This is a genomic window from Massilia sp. NP310, from assembly GCF_019443485.1.
Classification (GTDB): domain Bacteria; phylum Pseudomonadota; class Gammaproteobacteria; order Burkholderiales; family Burkholderiaceae_D; genus Telluria; species Telluria timonae.
On the sequence record NZ_CP080379.1, the window covers coordinates 5,749,124 to 5,768,875 of the forward strand.

General features: G+C 66.9%; 17 protein-coding genes. 11 read left to right on the forward strand and 6 right to left on the reverse strand.

What is annotated here, in order from left to right:
- Window positions 1–6 precede the first annotated feature (6 nt).
- Window positions 7–885 (forward strand): hypothetical protein, encoded by an 879-nt coding sequence (locus tag KY496_RS25395; protein WP_005668820.1) that lies wholly within the window; start codon window positions 7–9, stop codon window positions 883–885.
- A 2-nt stretch (window positions 886–887) separates the two neighbouring features.
- On the forward strand, window positions 888–2,096 hold the full coding sequence (locus KY496_RS25400; protein ID WP_005668822.1) for an MFS transporter: 1,209 nt from the start codon (window positions 888–890) through the stop codon (window positions 2,094–2,096).
- Between the two features lie 5 nt (window positions 2,097–2,101).
- Here the strand turns inward: KY496_RS25400 and KY496_RS25405 are convergent, their stop codons facing one another.
- Both KY496_RS25405 and infA read right to left on the reverse strand, forming a co-directional pair.
- On the reverse strand, window positions 2,102–2,335 hold the full coding sequence (locus tag KY496_RS25405) for a hypothetical protein (RefSeq protein WP_040777052.1): 234 nt from the start codon (window positions 2,333–2,335) through the stop codon (window positions 2,102–2,104).
- A gap of 180 nt (window positions 2,336–2,515) precedes the next feature.
- Window positions 2,516–2,785, reverse strand: a complete 270-nt coding sequence (gene infA / locus KY496_RS25410; RefSeq protein WP_005668826.1) for a translation initiation factor IF-1 — start codon at window positions 2,783–2,785, stop codon at window positions 2,516–2,518.
- Window positions 2,786–3,346: 561 nt separating this feature from the next.
- On the opposite strand from infA, the gene KY496_RS25415 reads away from it, so the two are divergent.
- Genes KY496_RS25415 through KY496_RS25430 form a run of 4 tightly spaced genes read left to right on the forward strand, consistent with a single transcriptional unit; the run spans window position 3,347 to window position 7,809 of the window.
- Complete coding sequence (locus KY496_RS25415; protein WP_184234780.1) at window positions 3,347–4,825, forward strand: ATPase domain-containing protein; 1,479 nt, start codon at window positions 3,347–3,349, stop codon at window positions 4,823–4,825.
- Window positions 4,812–6,566 (forward strand): response regulator, encoded by a 1,755-nt coding sequence (locus KY496_RS25420; protein ID WP_219863003.1) that lies wholly within the window; start codon window positions 4,812–4,814, stop codon window positions 6,564–6,566. Before KY496_RS25415 ends, KY496_RS25420 begins: the two co-directional genes overlap by 14 nt.
- Window positions 6,563–7,120 carry a sigma-70 family RNA polymerase sigma factor gene (locus KY496_RS25425; protein WP_005668832.1) on the forward strand — a complete coding sequence of 186 codons (558 nt, stop codon included), beginning with the start codon at window positions 6,563–6,565 and terminating at the stop codon, window positions 7,118–7,120. Before KY496_RS25420 ends, KY496_RS25425 begins: the two co-directional genes overlap by 4 nt.
- Window positions 7,117–7,809 carry an anti-sigma factor domain-containing protein gene (locus KY496_RS25430; protein ID WP_219863005.1) on the forward strand — a complete coding sequence of 231 codons (693 nt, stop codon included), beginning with the start codon at window positions 7,117–7,119 and terminating at the stop codon, window positions 7,807–7,809. Before KY496_RS25425 ends, KY496_RS25430 begins: the two co-directional genes overlap by 4 nt.
- Before the next feature lie 209 nt (window positions 7,810–8,018).
- Here the strand turns inward: KY496_RS25430 and KY496_RS25435 are convergent, their stop codons facing one another.
- Window positions 8,019–9,677, reverse strand: a complete 1,659-nt coding sequence (locus KY496_RS25435) for a DUF4394 domain-containing protein (RefSeq protein WP_219863007.1) — start codon at window positions 9,675–9,677, stop codon at window positions 8,019–8,021.
- A 174-nt stretch (window positions 9,678–9,851) separates the two neighbouring features.
- On the reverse strand, window positions 9,852–11,048 hold the full coding sequence (locus tag KY496_RS25440) for an MFS transporter (protein ID WP_040777433.1): 1,197 nt from the start codon (window positions 11,046–11,048) through the stop codon (window positions 9,852–9,854).
- 105 nt (window positions 11,049–11,153) lie between these two features.
- Here KY496_RS25440 and KY496_RS25445 point away from each other — a divergent pair, with 105 nt between their 5' ends.
- Together KY496_RS25445 and KY496_RS25450 are read left to right on the forward strand one after the other, a co-directional pair.
- A complete protein-coding gene (locus KY496_RS25445) occupies window positions 11,154–12,068 on the forward strand; it encodes a LysR substrate-binding domain-containing protein (RefSeq protein WP_219863008.1) in 915 nt (304 codons plus the stop codon).
- A gap of 127 nt (window positions 12,069–12,195) precedes the next feature.
- On the forward strand, window positions 12,196–12,519 hold the full coding sequence (locus KY496_RS25450) for a hypothetical protein (RefSeq protein WP_005668842.1): 324 nt from the start codon (window positions 12,196–12,198) through the stop codon (window positions 12,517–12,519).
- Window positions 12,520–12,523: 4 nt separating this feature from the next.
- On the opposite strand, the gene KY496_RS25455 is transcribed toward KY496_RS25450, so the two are convergent.
- Window positions 12,524–13,777, reverse strand: coding sequence for a CaiB/BaiF CoA-transferase family protein (locus tag KY496_RS25455; protein ID WP_005668845.1), 1,254 nt, complete (start codon window positions 13,775–13,777; stop codon window positions 12,524–12,526).
- A gap of 191 nt (window positions 13,778–13,968) precedes the next feature.
- Between KY496_RS25455 and KY496_RS25460 the strand changes: the two genes are divergently transcribed.
- Window positions 13,969–14,631 (forward strand): hypothetical protein, encoded by a 663-nt coding sequence (locus KY496_RS25460; protein WP_184234764.1) that lies wholly within the window; start codon window positions 13,969–13,971, stop codon window positions 14,629–14,631.
- 276 nt (window positions 14,632–14,907) lie between these two features.
- On the opposite strand, the gene KY496_RS25465 is transcribed toward KY496_RS25460, so the two are convergent.
- Window positions 14,908–17,226, reverse strand: a complete 2,319-nt coding sequence (locus tag KY496_RS25465; protein WP_184234761.1) for a family 1 glycosylhydrolase — start codon at window positions 17,224–17,226, stop codon at window positions 14,908–14,910.
- 303 nt (window positions 17,227–17,529) lie between these two features.
- On the opposite strand from KY496_RS25465, the gene trpS reads away from it, so the two are divergent.
- Window positions 17,530–18,573, forward strand: a complete 1,044-nt coding sequence (trpS, locus tag KY496_RS25470) for a tryptophan--tRNA ligase (protein ID WP_143054426.1) — start codon at window positions 17,530–17,532, stop codon at window positions 18,571–18,573.
- A gap of 124 nt (window positions 18,574–18,697) precedes the next feature.
- Window positions 18,698–19,747, forward strand: a complete 1,050-nt coding sequence (locus tag KY496_RS25475; RefSeq protein WP_219863011.1) for a zinc ribbon domain-containing protein — start codon at window positions 18,698–18,700, stop codon at window positions 19,745–19,747.
- Window positions 19,748–19,752: the final 5 nt, after the last annotated feature.

Consider the following 19,752-nt stretch of genomic DNA (forward strand, 5'->3'; position numbering starts at 1 on the left):
GCTGATATGTTGCCAGCCATCGTCATCGAACAACCGCCGCGCCTGATCCGCGCCATCAAGCTGCTGCCGGGCGAAGCCACGCCCGACGAGGCGGCGATCCTGGCCGACGAGCTGTCCGGGATCACCGCCATGGTGGCCGAGAAGTTCACCAACGACCGCACCGCCGAAGGCATCCAGCGCGCGCTGCTCTTGAGCATTGGCTGTGTTTCGCTGGGTCTCGAACACCTCATCCAGAGCGAGGACGAGGGCGACCTCGACGCGCTCGACATCCTGGTGGGCGAGGGCGCCGAACACGCCTTCCAGGCGGGTTTCCGCATGATCCGCGAGCTGGCCGCGCTGCCCGAGGACAGCCTGGTGAGCGAGTACGACAACGATCCGGTCTATGCCCAGCGGCGCCTGAAGGAGCTGTTCGTGGACATCTGCACCGCCGACCCGGGCGAATCGTGGTCGGGCTACGAGCGCTTCCTGGGCCAGGTCCAGCAGCGCCAGCAGGTCCAGGCGATCGTCAAGGCCGCCGAATGGCTGCGCAAGAACCACTACGAAGGCCCGGTCAAGGACCCGGACCTGAACGCCGAGGGCGTGATCGCCATGGCGATCATCTTCGCGGCGGAAGGCGGCGCGCGCATCACGGCGCGCACCGGCCAGGCGGAGTTCGAGCGCTTCGTGAAGGCGGTGCGCAAGCACCGGCCCGATTTCGAGCAGGGCTGGGCCGAGTTCATGGCGCGCATCCCGCCGGCCCACCAGGCCGTCGTGGCCGAACGCATCGACATCTACCGCAAGCACTGCACGGTGCTGGAGCAGATCGGGACGAATGCGACCATGGGCCAGCTGATGGCCGAGCTGGAGAACTACGCCGGTTCCGAACTGGATCCGGAATACCCTTGAGCATGACCGCCCCCGGCGCGCGCATCGCCTCCGGCAGCCCGGAGTTCCGGCGCATCAACCGCGCGATGGCGTTCGGGGGCTTTTCCATCTTCGCCCTGCTGTACTGCGTCCAGCCTTTGATGCCGCTCCTGGGGCATGACTTCCGGCTGTCGCCGGCCCAGAGCAGCCTGGTGCTGTCGGTGTCCACCGCCACCCTGGCGCTGGCGCTGCTGGGCTCTTCCAGCGTGGCCGAGCGCTTCGGCCGCAAGACGGTGATGGTGGCCTCGATGATCAGCGGGGCGGTGCTGACCCTGGCCTGCGCCTTCGCCGCCAATTACACGCAACTGGTCGCCGTGCGCGGCCTGATGGGCCTGATGCTGGGCGGCTTGCCGGCCGTGGCCATGGCCTACCTGAGCGACGAGATCGAGCCGACCTCGCTCGGCCTGTCGATGGGCATGTACATCAGCGGCAGCGCCTTCGGCGGCATGAGCGGGCGGGTGATCTCGGCCTTCATCAGCGACGTCGCGTCGTGGCGCGTGGCGGTCGGGCTGCTCGGCGCGGCCGGGCTGTACGCGGCCTGGGAATTCTCGCGCAGCCTGCCGCCGTCGCGCCATGGCGGCGCGCTGCCGGCGCGCGGCCCCGGCTTCGTCGACGGCCTGCGCATCCATTTGCGCGACCCGGGCCTGCCGTGGCTGTTCGCGCTGCCGTTCCTGCTGATGGGGGCGTTCGTCAGCCTGTACAACTACATCGGCTACCGCCTCCTGGCGCCGCCGTTCGGGCTGCGCCAGAGCGCGGTCGGGCTGCTGTCGCTGCTCTACCTGCTGGGCATTTTCAGCTCGATGTGGGCCGGCAAGCTGGGCGACCGCCTGGGCCGGCGCAACGTGCTGTGGCTGCTGATGGGGGTGATGATCGCGGGCTTGCTGGTGACCTTGGTCGATTCGGTGGTCGCCGTGGTGCTGGGCGTGGGCGTGGCCACCTTCGGCTTCTTCGCCGCCCATTCGGTGGCCAGCAGCTGGGTCGGACGGCGTGCGCAGCCGCCGCAGGCGCTGGCCTCGGGCATTTACCTGTTCTTCTATTATCTCGGCTCGAGCGTGGTGGGGTGGTTTACCGGCTATGTCTACGAGCACTGGGCCTGGCCCGGAGTGGTGGCGCTGCTGGGCGCGATCCTCGGCGTCGGCTTGCTGATCGCGCTGCGCCTGCGCAGGCTGGCGCCGGTGCCGCTGCTGAGCTGAGCGGCTCAGTTCGGAAAGCGGCCGTTGCGCGGCAGCGGCAGGATCGCCTCGGACACCGCCTGTTCGGGCGTCAGCCGGCGGCACGCGTGCGGACTTTGCAGGACGCGCTCGATCACGGTTGCAGGGACGTTCTTGTATTCCATATAGCGCCGCGCCTGGGTGGCATCGCGCACGGCCAGGATGTTCAGGCCGCGCGCCACGGCGTTCGCGGTGGTTTCATCGCTGCGTCGTTGCCGCATTTGCATCTCACAACACCTTTGCATCATTTACTGTCGAGTGCGGATGGTTCGGTATGCATCCGCGCGTCCGGGGATGATACCCCGTGACGAAGACGATCTGCCAGCCTGGTCCGAAATGTGTGCGCCAATGAAAAACGCCACGCTGGGCGTGGCGTTGCTTGCCGATGAGCGGTGCCCCGATCAGCGACGCGCCGCGCGGTTCACCGGCGGACGCGGACCGCTGCCGGTCTTGCCGAGGTGGCGGAAGGTGATCCGGCCCTTGCTCAGGTCGTAAGGCGACAGCTCCAGGCTGACCTGGTCGCCGGCGATGATGCGGATGTGGTTCTTGCGCATTTTGCCGGAGGTGTAGGCGATCAGCTTGTGGCCGTTTTCGCAATCGACGCGATAACGCGAATCGGGCAGCACTTCAGCGACGACGCCATTCATTTCGATGAGTTCTTCTTTTGCCAAGATGGGCTCCTGTTAGTTGCAAATACGATATCAGGCCAGCCTGGCGCGAAGGCGCACGGGCGGGCGGTGAAGCGGCCCGCGCAAGCGGGCAGTGTAGGTGACCGTGGCGGCGCGGCGCAGGCGCCGTGCCGGGGAATGAAAAAGCCCGCACATGCTGCAGGCCTCGATTCGATGTCAGGTATGACGGTTACTTCGTTGGGTGCGACGGCCCGCGTTCCGCGTCGCGCTTCAGGGCTGCGCTGCTGGCGCAGTATTCGTCCGCAGGAACACGATATGGGGACGGAATCAGGAATTTCCAGAGGCAATCTCGTGTCGCCAGCCCCAGCACTGCATGACGCGCAACGCGCGCGAGGGGCGGTCGATGCCGCAGAACCGATAGTGTAGCACGGTTGGCGCCTTGCTGTCCCGGGTCGGCCTTGATGAGGATATAATCCCAGCAATATTCGTTACGCTGCGCTTGTACCGCGCGCGACGCCTCCCGATCCCGGGCCATCCCCCGTTCCGTCCCTCGTGCGCAGGCGCGGACGCGCGTGAACCGGCCTACAGCCAGGGCTGCATTGCATGAACGACCGCACTTCGACCGGCATTCCCGGTCTCGACGACATCCTGGGTGGCGGCCTGACGTCAAAACGCCTGTACCTGGTCGAGGGTTCTCCCGGCGCCGGCAAGACCACCCTCGGCCTGCAATTCCTGCTCGACGGCGTCGCCCGGGGGGAGAGCGGTATGTACATCACGCTGTCCGAGACCACCGACGAGCTGGTCGCGGTGGGTCACAGCCATGGATGGGACCTGGGCGCCCTGGCGATCGTCGAGCTGGCCGGCGACGACGACCTCGACCCCCACTCGCAGCAATCGGTGTTCCATCCTTCCGAAGTCGAGCTGGGTGAAACGACGCGCAAGGTAATGGACCGGGTCGACGCGCTGCGGCCGATGCGCATCGTGTTCGACAGCCTGTCCGAGGTGCGCCTGCTGGCCCAGAACCCGCTGCGCTACCGGCGCCAGATCCTGGCGCTCAAGCAGTTCTTCTCGGCGCGCGACTGCACCGTGCTGCTGCTCGACGACAAGACCGCGGAATCCGACCAGCACCTGCACAGCCTGGCCCACGGCGTCATCAGCCTGGAGCAGATCACCAGGGAATACGGCAAGGAGCGGCGCCGGGTCAACATCCTCAAGATGCGCGGCATCCGTTTCCGGGGCGGCTTCCACGACTACACGCTCGACACCGGCGGCATCGTCATGTATCCGCGCCTGGTGGCCGCCGAACACGTGCGCGACTTCGCGCCGCAGGTCGGCTCGAGCGGTTCCGACGGCCTCGACGCGCTGCTCGGCGGCGGGCTGGTGCGCGGCACGAACACCCTGCTGGTGGGCCCGTCCGGCATCGGCAAGACGACGCTGTCGACGCGCTGCCTGCTGTCGGCGCTGCAGCGCGGCGAGCAGGCCTCGTACTACCTGTTCGACGAGGGGCTCGGCACCTTCTTCGCCCGCAGCATCCAGCTCGGTCTCGACCTGCGTCCCTATCTCGACAATGGCCAGCTGACCATCGACCACTTCGATCCGGCCGAGCTGTCGCCCGGCGAATTCGCCCAGAAGCTGCGCGACGCGGTCGACCAGCGCCGCAGCCGCTTCATCGTCATCGACAGCCTGAACGCCTATCTGCAGGCGATGCCGGGCGAGCACTTCCTGATCCTGCAGATGCACGAACTGCTGTCCTACCTGAACCAGCAGGGCGTGACCACGGTGATGATCCTCGGCCAGCATGGCCTGATGGCCGATGCGCGCACCGACGTCGACCTGAGCTACCTGAGCGACAGCACGGTGCTGCTGCGCTTCTTCGAGGCGGGCGGCAAGGTGCGGCGCGCGATCAGCGTGATCAAGAGCCGCACCACCGAGCATGCCACCACCATCCACGAGCTGTTGCTGGGCGAGGGCGGGGTGCGCATCGGCGCGCCTTTGGTGGGATTCGAGGGCGTCCTGTCGGGGATGCCAACCTACCGCGGAGAAACGCCGCTGATGGCGCAGGCCGGGCATGCACCGGAATAGCCTGCACGAAGAGCGGATACTGATCTTCGCGCCACTCGGGCGCGATGCCGAGGTCATGGCCTCGATGCTGGCGCGCGACGGCCTCGGATGCGAGGTCGCCGCCGGTTTCGGCGCCCTGGTGAGCGCCATCGGCGCGGGGGCGGGCGCCGCCATCGTGGCCGAGGAGGCCCTGCACGGCGTCGATGTCGCGGCGCTGCATGCCTGGCTGGGGCGCCAGGAGCCGTGGTCCGACTTTCCCTTCGTCGTATTGCTTGGCAAGACGATCGGCCTGCAGCAGGGCGCGGCGCGCGAGCGCCTGGGCGACCTGGGCAACGTGATCCTGCTCGAGCGTCCGCTCAACGTCCAGACCCTGCGCAGCGCCAGCGTGTCGGCGCTGCGCGCGCGGCGCCGCCAGTACCAGGCGCGCGACGTGCTGGCCGACCGCGAGCGCACCGCCGCCAGCCTGCATCACAGCCGCCAGCAGCTGGTGGCGCTGAACGAAACGCTCGAGTCGCGCATCGACGAGCGCACCCGCGCCCTGGCCCAGGCCAACGACCGCCTGATGAGCGAGATTATCGAGCGCGAACGGGTGCAGCAGGCCATGGCGCAGTACCAGAAGATGGAAGCGGTGGGGCGCCTGACTGGCGGCATCGCCCACGACTTCAACAACCTGCTCAACGTGGTCCAGGGCAGCATGGACCTGATCCTGCTGATGTCGAAGGACGAAGTGGCGAAGGGCCGCGCCGAGATCGCGCGCAAGGCCTGCCAGCGCGGCGGCAAGCTGACCCGCCAGTTGCTGGCCTTTGCCCGTAACCAGAGCCTGGACCTGCGCGAGACCGATATCGGCTTTCTGTTCGACGGCGTGCGCGAACTGGTCGCCACCTCGCTCGGTTCGCGCATCCGGCTGCGCTTCGACGCCGCCATGGACTGCCCGCCGGTGCTGGCCGACGCCAACCAGATGGAGATGGCGCTCCTGAACCTGGCCATCAATGCGCGCGACGCGATGCAGGACGGCGGCGAACTGGTCTTCGTCGCCGCCTGCGACGAACCACCGCCCGATTTCCTGCCGCCGGGCGAGTACGTGCGCATCGCCGTCACCGACAGCGGCGAAGGCATGACGCCGGAGCTGGTGGCCAAGGTGTTCGAGCCCTTCTTCACGACCAAGGGCGTGGGAGGCACCGGCCTGGGCCTGAGCCAGGTGTACGGCATGGCGCAGCAGTCGGGCGGCGCCGCGCGCATCCTGAGCGAGCCGGGCGCCGGCACCACGGTGGAAATCTGGCTGCGCACGGCCCGCGGCACGGAAGACGCCGAGCCGGCGCCCCTGGCGCGCATCCCGGCCGCCATCCAGGCGGCGCGCATCCTGGTCGTCGAGGACGACGACTTCGTGCGCGCCTCGATGGTGTCTTCGCTCGAAGCCCTCGGCCACACGGTGCGCCAGGCGCCCGACGGCGAGGCCGGCCTCTGCGCGCTGCACGACGAGCGGCCCGACCTGCTCATCACCGATTACCTGATGCCGGGCATGACCGGCGCCGAACTGGTGCAGCGCACGCGCGCGATGTTCCCCGGCCTGCCGACGATCATCGCCACCGGCTACGCCGACATGAAGGCGATCGAGCAGGTGATCGGCGATGGCGCGGTGCTGCGCAAGCCCTTCCAGCTGGCCGAGCTGGCGATCAGCGTCGGTCAGGCGCTGCAGCGCCAGCGCGCCGGCGACGAATCACAGCGGCCAGCCATGGTTCCACCGACCGAAGGAGAAAGATGAGCGACTCCACCGCGCCGTTCGACTATGAAGCCGCGCTCGCGGCCTGCGCGCGCGGCGACCGCCATGCGCTGCGCCGCCTGTATGACCAGGAAAGTCCGCGCCTGCTGTCCGTGGCCCTGCGCATCGTGCGCGAGCGCCAGGCGGCCGAGGACGTATTGCATGACGCTTTCGTCGCCATCTGGACCCGCGCCGCGAGCTTCGAGCCGACCCGAGGCTCGGGCCGCGGCTGGATGTACACCGTGGTGCGCCACGCGGCGCTCGATGCGGTGCGCGACGGCGCCCGCGAAATCAACGTTGGCGAGGAAGCCTTCGATGCCTTGAGCACCGATGCCTTCGATCCCGGCATGCAGGACGCGTTCGAACTGCGCCAGGACATGGGACGCCTGCACGACTGCCTGAACCGGCTCGACGTCGCCAAGCGCAACAGCATCCTGCACGCCTATGTCGATGGGCTGTCGCACAGCGAGATCGCCGATCGCCTCAAGTCGCCGCTGGGAACGGTGAAGGCCTGGATCAAGCGCGGCCTGAGCGCGCTGCGGGAGTGCATGGTATGAGCGAACGATTCGATCCCTATGAGCTGGCCGGCGAATACGTGCTCGGTACCCTGTCGCGCGAGCGCCGCCGCGAAGTCGACGCCATGTTGCCGAACGATGCCACGCTGCGCGCCGCCGTCGCCTATTGGGAAAAGCGGTTGCTGCCCCTGAGCGCGCTGGTCGAGCCGGTGGCGCCGCCCCCCGCGCTGTGGACGCGCATCGAGCGCAGCCTCGGGCCGGCGTCCGTGTCCGCCGTCGCCCGTCCGGGCTGGTGGGAACGCCTGGGCCTGTGGCGCGCGCTGGCCGCCGGCGGCTTCGCCGCCGCCGCGATCATGGCGGCCGTGGTCGGCGTGCGCCAGTTCGAGGTCGCGCAGCCGCGCTACATGGTGGTGCTGGCGGCGCCGCAGAACGCGGGGCCGGGCTGGGTGCTGGAGCTGGTGGCCGACGACACGCTGCGCCTGCAGCCGCTGGTCACGACCGAGGTCCCGGCCGATCGCGCGCTGCAGCTCTGGACCAAGGCCGACGACTGGGAGGGTCCGGTCTCGCTGGGGCTGGTCAAGCCGGGCGAGGCGGTCGAGGTCAAGCTCGCCAACCTGCCGAAGGTGGTGCCGAACCAGCTGTTCGAGATTACATTGGAACCGGCCGCCGGTTCACCGATCGGCCGTCCGACCGGCCCCATTCTCTACATCGGGCGCGCGGTCAGGATATAGGGAAGCACTGATTTATTCATGGCGGCGCGCTCGTCCACGAGAAAATGCGCCCTGCGGCGTTGCAAATCCTCGCGATACCACGCGGTATCGCTGCGGTTTGTGCGCGGCCGGCGAGGCCTTGCCGGGCACATTTTTCGTGACCGATCGCAGCCCGCCAGAATAAATCAGTGCTTCCCTAGGCGGCAGCCCGCATGCCGCCGCCCGGATCATCAGCGTAGCCAGATCGCGATATCGCGCACGCCTGGCCCGCTGTTGCCACTACTGCCGCCGATCACCGACGTCGCCGGCGTCGCCGCGCCATTGACCAGGGTTGCCGCGCCGCTGCTCAGGTTCACCCGGTACAGCGAGCTGGGGCCGCCGGCCGTGGTGCGCAGCGCCGCCAGCACCAGGCCGTTCTCGCCGCCGCCGATGTCCATGGCGCCTGCGCCCGCCACCGTCACGCCCAGCGGTCCGACGTCGACCAGCGTGCCGTCGTTCGGCGGATTCTGCAGCGCCAGCACCGAACTGGCGCCGTCGACGTCGAACAGCTGGGTCGAGGCCGGGGTCGGGATGCTGTTGGTGTAGGCCGCGGCCACCACGCGTGGGGCCACGCCGGCGCGGTTGATGTTGCCGTCGGTGGTGGTGGCGCCGGTGTCGACGTTGATGCGCAGGCTCTGGCCGCTGTCGCTGATCACGCGCAGGCGGTCGGCGACCGGGTTGAAGTCGACCGCAAATGCGGTTCCCTGCATGGCGGTGTAGGGCGCGCTCGTGTCGGCGCCGTCGGCGGCGAGCGTCGCCTTGACGCTGGCGGCGCCGGTGGCCGGGTCGATGGTGACCAGGCGCGCGTTGCTCGTCAGGCCGTACAGCCTGCTGTCTTTCGGCCGCACGTCGATGCCGACCAGGGTTTCGCCGCCGGCCAGGCCGGTGATGGCGACGTTGGTGTCGATGGTATTCGGCGAACCGACCTTGAAGCCCATCAGCCGGTTGTCGTTCGAGAGACCCAGCACGACCGGCGCCGCGGCGCCGCGCAGCGCGATGCCGCGGATGTCTTCGGTGACGCCGAGCGCGCCGATGAGCGTCGTGGGGGCGCTGGTGGCGGCCAGGTTCACGCCATACAGGTTACGCGCGCCGCCGACGGTGGCGACCATGTATCCCATATTCGTGCGCGCATCGATGTCGAAGCCGTTGGCGGCGCCGATGGTCACGCCCAGCGGCACCGGCGTGGCCAGGGCGCCGCTGTTCGGCGGATTCTGCGTGTACAAGGTCGAGTTGGCGCCATCGATGCCGTACAGCGTGGTCGAGCCGGTGCTGGCGAACGAGTTGGTGTAGGCCGAGGCCGAGATCGCGGCGCCGGCCGCGCCGCCATTGATGCCGCCGTCGGTGGTGGTGGCGCCGGTGTCGACGTTGATGCGCAGGTTCTGGCCGGTATTGCCGACGATGCGCAGGCGGTCGGCCATCGGGTTGAAGTCGACGCCAAAACTCGTGCCGGCCAATGCGGTGAACGGTTCCGTGGTGTCGGCGGCATCGGCGACAAGGCGCGATTTGTTGGTGGCGGCGCCGGTGGCGGCGTCCAGCGTGTACAGGCGGCCGGTCGAGCCGACGCCGTACAGCATGCCGTCGGCCGGCCGCACGTCGATGCCGACCAGGTTCTCGCCGCTCTGCAGGCCCGTCACCAGCACGTTGGTGCGAATGGCGCCCGGCGTGGCGCGGTCGAACGACACCAGGCGGTTGCTGGTGGTCAGGGCGACCACGTCGCCGACGGTGGCGGCGGGCGGCGGCGTGGTGGTCGGCGGCGAGGCGTGATCGTCGTCGCTGCTGCTGCCGCAGGCGGCCAGGGCAAGGGCGATCGACGAGACGAGAGCGAGCTTGGTGAATTGCGGTTGGGTCATGATGTGTCCTCAGTAAGAATTGCTTGCTTGAATTCATTGGGGGCGCATCGCGGCCGGGTCGGCTGCAATGTTGGCGTTGGTACTACGCGCCAGATGCAGGAATGGATGCACCTTGTGAAAAAATATTTTCACAAGGTGCAGAGAATAGTGATGGCGACGGTGGCCGCCGGGGCGTCACTCGCCCTGGCGCAAGCGCGCCACCAGGGGCGCCAGCAGCACGGCCAGCACTGCGAAGCCGGCCGCGAAGTAGCCGATCTTGTCCAGGCCGACCAGCGGGATTGCCGCGCCGCCCAGCATGGCGCCGATGCCGATGCCGGCATTCGCGGCCGATACATTGGTGGTGCCGGCCAGCGCCTGCGAGTGGGTGACCGATTTCATCACCCGCACCTGGCAGATAGGGAACAGCGCCGTGTACGCGATGCCCCACAGCGCCAGCACCGCGCAGAACAGGATCGTCGAGCCGGCGCTGGGCGCCGCCAGCGCCATCGCCAGCGCCAAGAGGCCCGAGAACAGCGCCGTGGCTTTCAGTGGCGCGCGGTCGACCACCTTGCCGCCGACCCAGTTGCCGATCAGGCCGATCGCGCCGAAGCCCATCAGCCACCAGCCGACGTCCAGCGGCGCCACGCCGGCCACCCGCTCGAGGATGTCGGCCAGGTAGGTGTAGGCGGTGAACATGGCGGTGAACACCAGGATCGACAGGCCGACGTTGGCCAGGAAGTAGGGCTCACGGAACAGGCGCGCCTGGGAACGGAAGTCCACACGCTTGGCGCGCGCCACGGCCGGCATCAGGAACAGCAGCGCGAGCGCCATCGCCAGCGACAGGGCGGCGAGGATCCAGAATGCATTGCGCCAGCCGATGCTGTTGGCGGCGATGGTGCCGAGCGGGATGCCGAACAGCAGGGCGGCCGAGATGCCGAGGTAGACCCGCGCCACGCCTTGCCCGGCCTTGTCGGGACCGGCCAGTTCGGCCGCGGTCTCGCTCGCGGTGCCCCAGAACACCGGCAGCGCCAGCGCAGGAATGAAGCGCGCCAGCGCCAGCACCCAGACGTTCGGCGCCAGCGCGGCCAGGGCATTGGACAGCGCGAACACGACCAGCACGCCGATGAACAGCGCCTTGCGGTCCAGGTGCGACAGCCAGGCCGTCAGCGGCGGACCGAACAACATCACGGTGAAGGCGAACAGGGTCACCAGCTGCCCGGCGAGCGAGATCGAGATGCCGAGGTCGCGCGACAAGGCCGGCAGCAGGCCGACGATCAGGAATTCGGTGGTGACGATGATGAAGGCGGCGACCGCCAGGATCAGGATGGGCAGCGCGCCGGACGACGATGACGCCGGGGCCGCCTGTGCGAGCGCAGAGCTTGAACGGGACATGGATTTCTTATAAGGATTAAGCAGGGTCGCCATCCTATTTGAAATACCATTTCCTATCTCGGGCATTTTTTCTATACTTGGCGGAATATTTTTCCGCAATAGCCTATGCAAACCAGTGAACGCCTGAAGGGGGTCGATGTCTTCGTGGCCGCGGCCCAGGCCGGCAGCTTCGTCCGCGCGGCCCAGCGCCTGCACCTGACCGGATCGGCCGTCGGCAAGGCCATCGCCCGCCTCGAGGCGCGCCTGAACGCGCGCCTGTTCGAGCGCAGCACGCGCCGGCTGGCGCTGACCGACGCCGGCGCCCGTTTCCTGGCCGCCTGCACCCGGGTGCTCGGCGAACTCGAGGAAGCCGAGCATGCATTGCACGCCGAGGGCGACCTGCTGGCCGGGCGGCTGCGGGTCGACCTGCCGGCCACCTATGGACGCCTGATCGTATTGCCGGTGCTGACGGCTTTCCTGCAGCGTTATCCGCGTATCAAGCCGGTGCTGTCCTTCACCGACCGCTATGTCGACCTCGAGGACGAAGGCATTGACGTGACGGTGCGCATCGGCAGTCCGGAAGCCTGGTCGCCCGCGCTCGGCCACTGCCTGCTGGGCCAGGACCGCAAGGTGTTCTGCGCGGCGCCTTCCTACCTCGCGGCGCACGGCGCACCGGCCTCGGTCGAAGACCTGGTGGAACACGCGGTGATCATGTACGGCAAGGCCGACAGCCGCGTCAGTCCCTTGCTGATCCGGCGCGGCAACGCCCTGGTCGAGCAGCGCGCTTTCGATGCGCGGATCGTCGCCGGCGACGCCGAAGCCCAGGCCGAGCTGACCGTGGCGGGGCTCGGCATCGCCCAGCTGTCGACCTGGCTGATCGAGCGCCACCTGGCGGACGGCAGCCTGGTCGAGGTGCTGCCGGACTATGCGACGCCCGGCCTGACAATGCACGTGGTGTGGCCGAAGGCGAAACAGGACGTGCCGCGCGTGCGCGAGCTGGTCGACGTCTTGCGCGCGGCGCTGTCGGAGCCGGCGGCGTAACACTGCCATCTGGAGTGCACCGCGATTGTCCCGCGGAACGGGCGAAATCGATGCTTGATAAACCACGAATCCATCCTAAGCTGGAAGGCTCCAGTGGTTTTTTCCACATCTTTTTCAGGAGAACATCATGCTGCAAACCGCCGAAATCCAGCAACGTTTCATGAACGTCCAGCAGGTCGTGAACCAGGCCGAGCAAGTCTGCCAGAGCGACCAGAGCGTCCCCAGCGAAATCCGCGACTGCATCCACAAGATCGCCGAGGAAGCCGGGCGCGCGCAAAGCGTCATGCAGTCGAACGACCAGTCGAGCATGATCCAGTGCATCGACGACCTGGAAGCCATGGGCGACGAGGCCAAGCGCGTCTGCACCTCGACCAGGCCTTCACCGCAAGTGCAATCCGTCGTCGTGCGCGTGCACGACGAGCTGTCGAACCTGAAGCACCAGCTGCACTGAGCCTTTAAACCACACCCCGCTCGCGCAAGGCCGCGATCTCTTCCTCGCTCCTGCCCAGCATCTCGCGCAATACTTCCGTCGTGTGCTGGCCCAGCAGGGGCGGGGCCATCCCGCTGGTCGCAGGAGTGGCCGACATCCGGATCGGATTGCGCACCAGCTTGACCTGACCCGCGCTCGGATGCGGCAGGTCGATCGCCATCGCACGCGCCTGCACCTGCTCGTTGGCGAACACTTCGCCGACGTCGTTGATCGGCCCGCAGGGCACGCCTTTTTCTTCCAGCAGGGCGATCCATGCGTCGCGCGGTTTCGTCCTGACCATCTCGGCCAGCAGCGGCACCAGCACATCGCGGTTCTGTACGCGCAGCGGATTGGTGGCGAAGCGCGGATCGCCGGCCAGCTCGGGCCGGCCGCCGGCCTCGACGAACTTCTGGTACTGGCCGTCGTTGCCGGTGGCGACGATGATGTGGCCATCCGCGCAGGCAAAGGTCTGGTAGGGCACGATGTTGGCGTGGGCATTGCCCCAGCGCTTGGGCGGCTTGCCGCTGTTGAGGTAATTGCTGCCGACATTGGCCAGCATCGCCACCTGCGTGTCTAACAGCGCCATGTCGATGTGCTGGCCCTCGCCCGTGCGGTCGCGGTGGGTGAGGGCGGCCAGCACGGCCACCGTCGCGTACATGCCGGTCATGAGGTCGGTCAGCGCGACGCCGGCCTTTTGCGGACCGCCGCCGGGCAGGTCGTCGCGCTCGCCGGTGACCGACATCAGGCCGCCCATGCCCTGGATCAGGAAGTCGTAACCCGCGCGGTGGGCGTAGGGACCGTCCTGGCCGAAGCCGGTGATCGAGCAGTACACCAGGTCGGGCTTGATTGCCTTGAGTGAGTCATAGTCGAGGCCATAGCGCTTCAGGTGGCCGACCTTGAAGTTCTCGAGCACCACGTCGCAATGCAGCACCAGCTCGCGCAGCAGGGCCTGGCCTTCGCTGCTCGCGATGTCGACCGTGAGCGAGCGCTTGCCGCGGTTGGCCGACAGGTAATAGGCCGCTTCCTGCGTATCGTTGCCCTGCGCATCCCTGGCATATGGCGGACCCCAGGCGCGGGTGTCGTCGCCGGCGCCGGGGCGCTCGATCTTGATCACGTCGGCGCCGAGGTCGGCCAGGTTCTGCGAGCACCAGGGGCCGGCCAGCACGCGCGACAGGTCGAGCACGCGGATGTGGCCGAGGGCTTTCGGCAGCGCTGAGGGGGGAGAGGTGGATAGCGTCATGACGTTCTTTGCGCGGCAACAAGGAAGGCTGATTATAGCTGGCAGGAACGAAACGGCATTGTGAGTGGACGAGCGCTTGGCTCGTAGGCGCAGTCTGTATCGCTTCACTGATGATTCAGACCTGCCTTCATCGTTCGTCACCTTTTGAGAGCTCAAGGGACGGGGAGGATTGGTGAGTGCTAAGATGCTGGATGGTTCGCGATATTACCTCTCAAAAGTACTTCAATCAGCATTGCATCACGTTGGAGATCGGATCGTCAATTACTGACGACGAGTTTGATACATTTAACAATGTGGATTTACTTGCTCGTCTCACTGGTGCACCCGATCGAAGCACCATCCTTGTTTCGCGGGGTATAGGGGCAGTTGATACGCTCAACCTCAAAGTGCACAATGAGGTGTTTCAGTATCCGTCAGAATATTTCATCATTAACAACGGTGGAGAACTCAGGTTTCAGCTGATCGTCGATTCAATCTATGTTCGTAAAGAAGATCAGGACAAAGGCATTGGCGTCAGGTCGGTGATGATCAGTATCGACCAGGCAAAAGAATTGGGTTTTCATTCAGTTGGCTTGGAAGCTGCCGGCAGTGCAAGCAATCGAAGCATGTTTTTCGGTTATCACGTCTGGCCATCTTTGGGTTTCGATGCAGATTTGCCAAGCGTGATATTGGGCAAGCTTCCTGACGAGCTTCAGTGGTGCGCGCGGGTATCTGATTTGATGCAGGCAGATGGAGGGCCTGATTGGTGGTACTATAACGGTGTAGGACTCGAATTGACGTTCGAACTTGACGATGATAGTGTGAGTTGGAAACTTCTGCATGAGTACGCCAAGGCGAGGGGGATTTCAATATGACAAGAAAATTTTTGCAAGCGCTATCGCAGCTCAAATCGACTTCGCTTGAAGAGGTACGTGCACAGCGTAGGGAGCGTGATACTCCCCAGCATGGAGCAGTTGCCTTTCAGGCAGATGTTTACCGCAGACGGCGAGCTGGGACAATTGTCACCTTCTCCAAGCCTCGTACTGCTGAGCATTGATAAAAAGCCACGATCTTCGTGGCTTTTTTGCTAATAATGAAATAGGCCCTTCTTAGGAGAAAGCGCCGTAGCGCTCTCCGTTAATTGCAGTTGCTTACGTCCCGGACTGCACTACCGCAACCGAATCGGCCTCCCCCTGGCTATCGCCACCCGCCACCGCCTGCCGCCCTTCGGCCTCGGCCAGCAGCGCGCAGCGTTCGGCTTTCTCGGCATTGCGCAACTCGACATAACGCCGCAGCGCATCGTCCAGCGCCGGCAGCAGCGCGCCGCGCTCGCTGTGCAGCGACGAGTAGGCTGGCCGCGCCGCCGTGAAGCCGAACTCCGCCGCCGGTTTCGCTTCCAGCGTCGATGCATCGACGCCGGCCAGCCCGGCCGCGCGCCGCGCCAGCTCGGCCCAGGTCAATTCTCCCTTGTTGGCGAGGTGCCAGATGCCGGCTTCGCGGTCCACGGCCAGGTCCAGGCAGGCGTGCACCAGGTCGGGCACATAGGTCGGCGTGATGGTGATGTCGCCGGCCGCCACGAAGGCGTCGCCGCGCTCCAGGGCATCGAGCGCCTGGGTCACGAAGTTGTGCTGGTCCCACGGCCCGAAGAAGGCGCTGGTGCGCACCACCAGCGCGCCCGGGTGATTGGCCAGCACCGCGCGTTCGGCGTCGAGCTTGCTGCGGCCGTAGACGTTGAGGGGATTCGGCGTATCCGATTCGACGTAGGGACGCTCGTTGCGCCCGTCGAACACCAGGTCGCTCGAGAAGGTGGTCAGGTGGATGGCGTGGCGCGCGCAGGCGGCGGCCAGGATGGCGGCGCCGTGCGTGTTCTCGCGCTGGCAGCGTTCCATGTCGTGCTCGGCGTCGTCGACCCGCACATAGCCGCAGGTATTGACCACCGCCCACGGCTTGTGCCGCGCCAGCGCGCGCTCGACCGAGTCGGCGTCGGCGATGTCCATGTCCTGGCGCGACAGCAGCTTGTAGGCCAGGTTGCGCTTGTCGCAGATGCGGGCGAAGGCGCGGCCCAGGGTGCCGGTCGCGCCCAGGATCAGGATCGGCGCGGCGTCGCTGCCCACCAGGCGGTGGCCGTCGGCCGCGATCGAGGTGAGGGCGGCCGGCGTGGCCACCGGCTGCTGGCACAGGAAGCGGCCCGGCCGGCGCCACCAGCCCTGGGCGCGCAGCACCGGGTGCGACAGCGGCGCGCCGCTCGACAGTTCGCGCATCATGTTCGCCAGCGCGGTCGGCCGCGGCAGCGGCGAGCGCACGTCGAGCGGGCCCGGTTCGTAGTAGCCGCGGTCGACCGTCACCAGGCTGTTCCAGTCGAAGGAGCCGAGCAGGGCCCACACCGTGACGGCGCGCACGTCGACGCCGTTGTCGCGCGACTGCTGGGCCGCTTCCCAGATCTCGAGCAGCCAGCGCATCTGGTCTTCGCGGTTGGCGTCGATGTGGGCTTCGGTGATGGCCAGCGGGATGCGATAGCGCTCCCAGATCTCGGACAGCAGCGGGGCGATGCCGGGCGTCGGCGTGGCCAGCACGCGCGAGGCTTCGATGTCGGCGCAGGGAATGCCGTCGGCCACGCCGCGGTGGTGCGCCGGATAGCGCTCGGGGCGGTGGTCCAGCCAGCGCTCGCTGGTGACATAGTAATTGACGCCGATGAGGTCGGGCGGGCAGGGGTTGTCGCGGAACCACAGGATGTCCTCTGGCCTGGCGCCGCTCTTGAGCAGGTAGTTCCACAGCTTGTGCTCGGGCCCGACCATGCCGCACAGCAGGTCCCAGCCCAGCCAGCGGCGCTCGTTGTAGAACTCGGCCACGTGGCTGAGCTCCGGCGTGCTGTAGGTCTTGCCGAGGTCGTCGGTCTGCACCAGTTTCGCGTTCGGGTTGACGGCGCGGATGGCGCGCATCGACAGCACGGTGGCGCGGCACTGGTTGAGCAGGGCGTCGATGAAGGTGCGGTCGTCGCGGCCGTGCGGATACCACACGCCATACAGGCCGGCGAAGCGCGCCGTGGTGCAGATCTCGTTGACCGGGGTATAGAACTCGAGCCAGGGGTAGCGCGCGGCGACGGCGCCGGCGTAGTCGGCCAGCTCTTGCGCGAAACCGGGATCGACCAGGCTCGTGTGGCGCGGGCCGCTGCCATGGTGGATCAGTCCGGCGATCGGGGTGACGCCAGCCTCTCGCAGGGCGGCCAGGCGCTCGTCCGGCCAGCGCCAGTCGGCGCCGTCGATGCCGTCGGGGGCGGTGCGTTCCCACAGGATGGGGTAGCGGATGGCGCGGATGCCGAGCGCGGCGAAGCGCTCGATGTCGCAGGCGCGTCCGCTATGACCGTTGCGGTCCAGCTGGCTGAAGTAGGTGTCCTGCACGCGGTTGACCGTGCATTCGAGGCCGCCCCAGAGTTCGAGGGGGTGTGCTGGGCTGTTCGTGCTCTTGTTCATGGTGGTCTTGAATCCTTAATTTTATGACAACAAAGTTTCGACAATGCGGCGCTACCGACGTTCAAACTGCGTGGGGAGAGCCCTGCCTGCCGAGTCACGGTGCGGGTAGCGGTTGACAGCGGAGCGCCAACCTGCAACCATGCGGTCCATGATCTTTCCGAAAGCACATCTCATTCTTGCCTGGTGGCGCCGCTCCTAGCGCGCGGCCCCGGAAATGATGTGCATTTCAGCTAACGCCGCCTCGATTTGGGTGGCGTTTTTTCTTTGACGCAGGACGATCGAGGCATCTACCAAGGAATCTCGATGACCCTGCAACAAACTACCGCTCCTGCTTCTGCTTCCGCTCCTGGAAGCCAGATCATCCTGACCGGCGACCGTCCGACCGGTCCGCTGCACCTCGGCCACTTCGTGGGCAGCCTGCGCGATCGCGTGACCTACCAGCACCAGTACCGCCAATTCGTCATGCTGGCCGATTCGCAGGCCCTGACCGACAATATGGATGACCTGAGTAAGGTACACCGGAACGTGCTGGAGGTGGCGCTCGATTACCTTGCCGTAGGGATCGACCCGGCCAAGACCACGATCTTCATCCAGTCGCAGATTCCGGAACTGACCGAGCTGACCTTCTATTACCTGAACCTGGTGACCGTCGCGCGCCTCGAGCGCAACCCGACCGTGAAGGCGGAAATCGTCCTGCGCGGCTTCGAGCGCGACATCCCGGCCGGCTTCCTGACCTACCCGGCCAGCCAGGCCGCCGACATCACCGCCTTCAAGGCCGGCGTGGTGCCGGTGGGCGAAGACCAGATCCCGATGATCGAGCAGTGCAACGAGATCGTGCGCCGCTTCAACCGCATCGTCGGCCGCGACATCCTGGTCGAGGCCAAGGCCTTCGTGCCGGAAGTCGGCCGCCTGCCGGGTATCGACGGCAAGGCCAAGATGAGCAAGTCGCTCGGCAACACCATCAACCTGGGCGCCAGCGCCGACGAGATCCGCGCCGCGGTCAAGAACGTGTACACCGACCCGCTGCACCTGAAGGTGTCGGATCCGGGCCATATCGAGGGCAACGTCGCCTTCACCTACCTGGACGCTTTCGACACCGACAAGGAAGGCCTGGCCGAGATGAAGGCGCACTACCAGCGCGGCGGCCTGGGCGACAGCATCGTCAAGAAGCGCCTCGAAGGCATCCTGCAAGACCTGCTGGCGCCGATCCGCGCTCGCCGCGAAGAGTTCGCCAAGGATCCGGCCCAGGTGATGAAGATGCTGCAGGAAGGCACCCTCAAGGCGCGCGAAGTGGCGGCCGCGACCACCGACGAGGTCAAGAAGGCGCTGGGCCTGTCCTACTTCTGATGAGGGCAGGGGTATCGCTGCGCGATACCTGCGGTAGCGCAACCCGTGCCTCTGATAACTATCAGTAGCACGGAGCCCGCGATGATGGCAAGCTGCGGGCTTGTCCATCGCCGAGGAGCGCTTCATGAGCAAAGGCTTGCGCCTGACCGAACAATGGATGCAGCGGGCCTTGTGGCTCGTCGCCTTCGTCTTCGCCGGCTTCCTGATCGGCCTGGGCGGCCTGGTCGTGCAGCAGCTGCGCGACGTCGAAGAGCCGCTGACGGTCGAGCAGTTCATGAACCCGGCGCTGGTCGGCAAGCTGCGCGCCGAGATGGACAGCGAGCGCGCGCGCATCGAAGGCGCACGCACGCGCCTCGAGCAGGCCAGCCAGAAGCATGCCGTGGCGCAGTCGAACACGCGCTCGGCGCGCTCGACCTTCGACAACTGGCTCGCCACCCGGCAAGCCACCGCGCGGCCCGAGCAAGACCCCGAACTGATCAAGCGTACCCAGGGCCTGGAGGCCCTGGAGCGCGCTGAACGCGCCGCCCTCGCGGCGGTGGAAGGCGAGCAGCAGACGATGCTGGACGCCACCCAGGCCTACGAGCGCGCCAACCTGCGCTGGAACGCCCTGCAGGAACCGGCGCAGCAGGCCTTCGCCGACGAAGTCGAGGCGCGCGAGCTGCGCGTCTTTCTGTATCGCCTGGCATTGACCTTGCCGCTGCTGCTGGCGGCCGGCTGGCTGTTCCGGCACAAGCGCAAGACGCCGGACTGGCCGTTCGCCTGGGGCTTCATCATCTTTGCCCTGTTCACCTTTTTCTTCGAGCTGGTGCCCTACCTGCCGAGCTATGGCGGCTATGTGCGCTACATCGTCGGCATCATCCTCACCGTGGTCGCGGGGCGCTACGCCGTCGCATGGCTGCAGGGCTACCTGGCGCGCCAGAAGCTGGCCGAGGCATTGCCCGACGCCGAACGGCGCCAGGGGATGCGCTACGATCTCGTCCAGGCGCGCCTGGCGAAAAGCGTGTGCCCGGGTTGCGAGCGCGCCGTCGACCTCAAGGATGGCAAGACCGACTTTTGCCCGCACTGCGGCATCGGCCTGTTCAACCGATGCGGCGCTTGTACGACCCGCAAGAATGCGTTCGCGCGCTTTTGCTTCGCCTGCGGGACGGCGGCCAATACCACGCTGGCCGATTAGCCGGC

Excerpts from the sequence above, each read along its gene's own strand:
- KY496_RS25395 (WP_005668820.1), top strand. The coding sequence starts at position 7 with ATGTTGCCAGCCATCGTCATCGAACAACCGCCGCGCCTGATCCGCGCC.
- KY496_RS25400 (WP_005668822.1), top strand. The coding sequence starts at position 888 with ATGACCGCCCCCGGCGCGCGCATCGCCTCCGGCAGCCCGGAGTTCCGG.
- KY496_RS25405 (WP_040777052.1), bottom strand. The coding sequence starts at position 2,335 with ATGCGGCAACGACGCAGCGATGAAACCACCGCGAACGCCGTGGCGCGC.
- KY496_RS25415 (WP_184234780.1), top strand. The coding sequence starts at position 3,347 with ATGAACGACCGCACTTCGACCGGCATTCCCGGTCTCGACGACATCCTG.
- KY496_RS25420 (WP_219863003.1), top strand. The coding sequence starts at position 4,812 with ATGCACCGGAATAGCCTGCACGAAGAGCGGATACTGATCTTCGCGCCA.
- KY496_RS25425 (WP_005668832.1), top strand. The coding sequence starts at position 6,563 with ATGAGCGACTCCACCGCGCCGTTCGACTATGAAGCCGCGCTCGCGGCC.
- KY496_RS25430 (WP_219863005.1), top strand. The coding sequence starts at position 7,117 with ATGAGCGAACGATTCGATCCCTATGAGCTGGCCGGCGAATACGTGCTC.
- KY496_RS25435 (WP_219863007.1), bottom strand. The coding sequence starts at position 9,677 with ATGACCCAACCGCAATTCACCAAGCTCGCTCTCGTCTCGTCGATCGCC.
- KY496_RS25440 (WP_040777433.1), bottom strand. The coding sequence starts at position 11,048 with ATGTCCCGTTCAAGCTCTGCGCTCGCACAGGCGGCCCCGGCGTCATCG.
- KY496_RS25445 (WP_219863008.1), top strand. The coding sequence starts at position 11,154 with ATGCAAACCAGTGAACGCCTGAAGGGGGTCGATGTCTTCGTGGCCGCG.
- KY496_RS25450 (WP_005668842.1), top strand. The coding sequence starts at position 12,196 with ATGCTGCAAACCGCCGAAATCCAGCAACGTTTCATGAACGTCCAGCAG.
- KY496_RS25455 (WP_005668845.1), bottom strand. The coding sequence starts at position 13,777 with ATGACGCTATCCACCTCTCCCCCCTCAGCGCTGCCGAAAGCCCTCGGC.
- KY496_RS25460 (WP_184234764.1), top strand. The coding sequence starts at position 13,969 with ATGGTTCGCGATATTACCTCTCAAAAGTACTTCAATCAGCATTGCATC.
- KY496_RS25465 (WP_184234761.1), bottom strand. The coding sequence starts at position 17,226 with ATGAACAAGAGCACGAACAGCCCAGCACACCCCCTCGAACTCTGGGGC.
- trpS (WP_143054426.1), top strand. The coding sequence starts at position 17,530 with ATGACCCTGCAACAAACTACCGCTCCTGCTTCTGCTTCCGCTCCTGGA.
- KY496_RS25475 (WP_219863011.1), top strand. The coding sequence starts at position 18,698 with ATGAGCAAAGGCTTGCGCCTGACCGAACAATGGATGCAGCGGGCCTTG.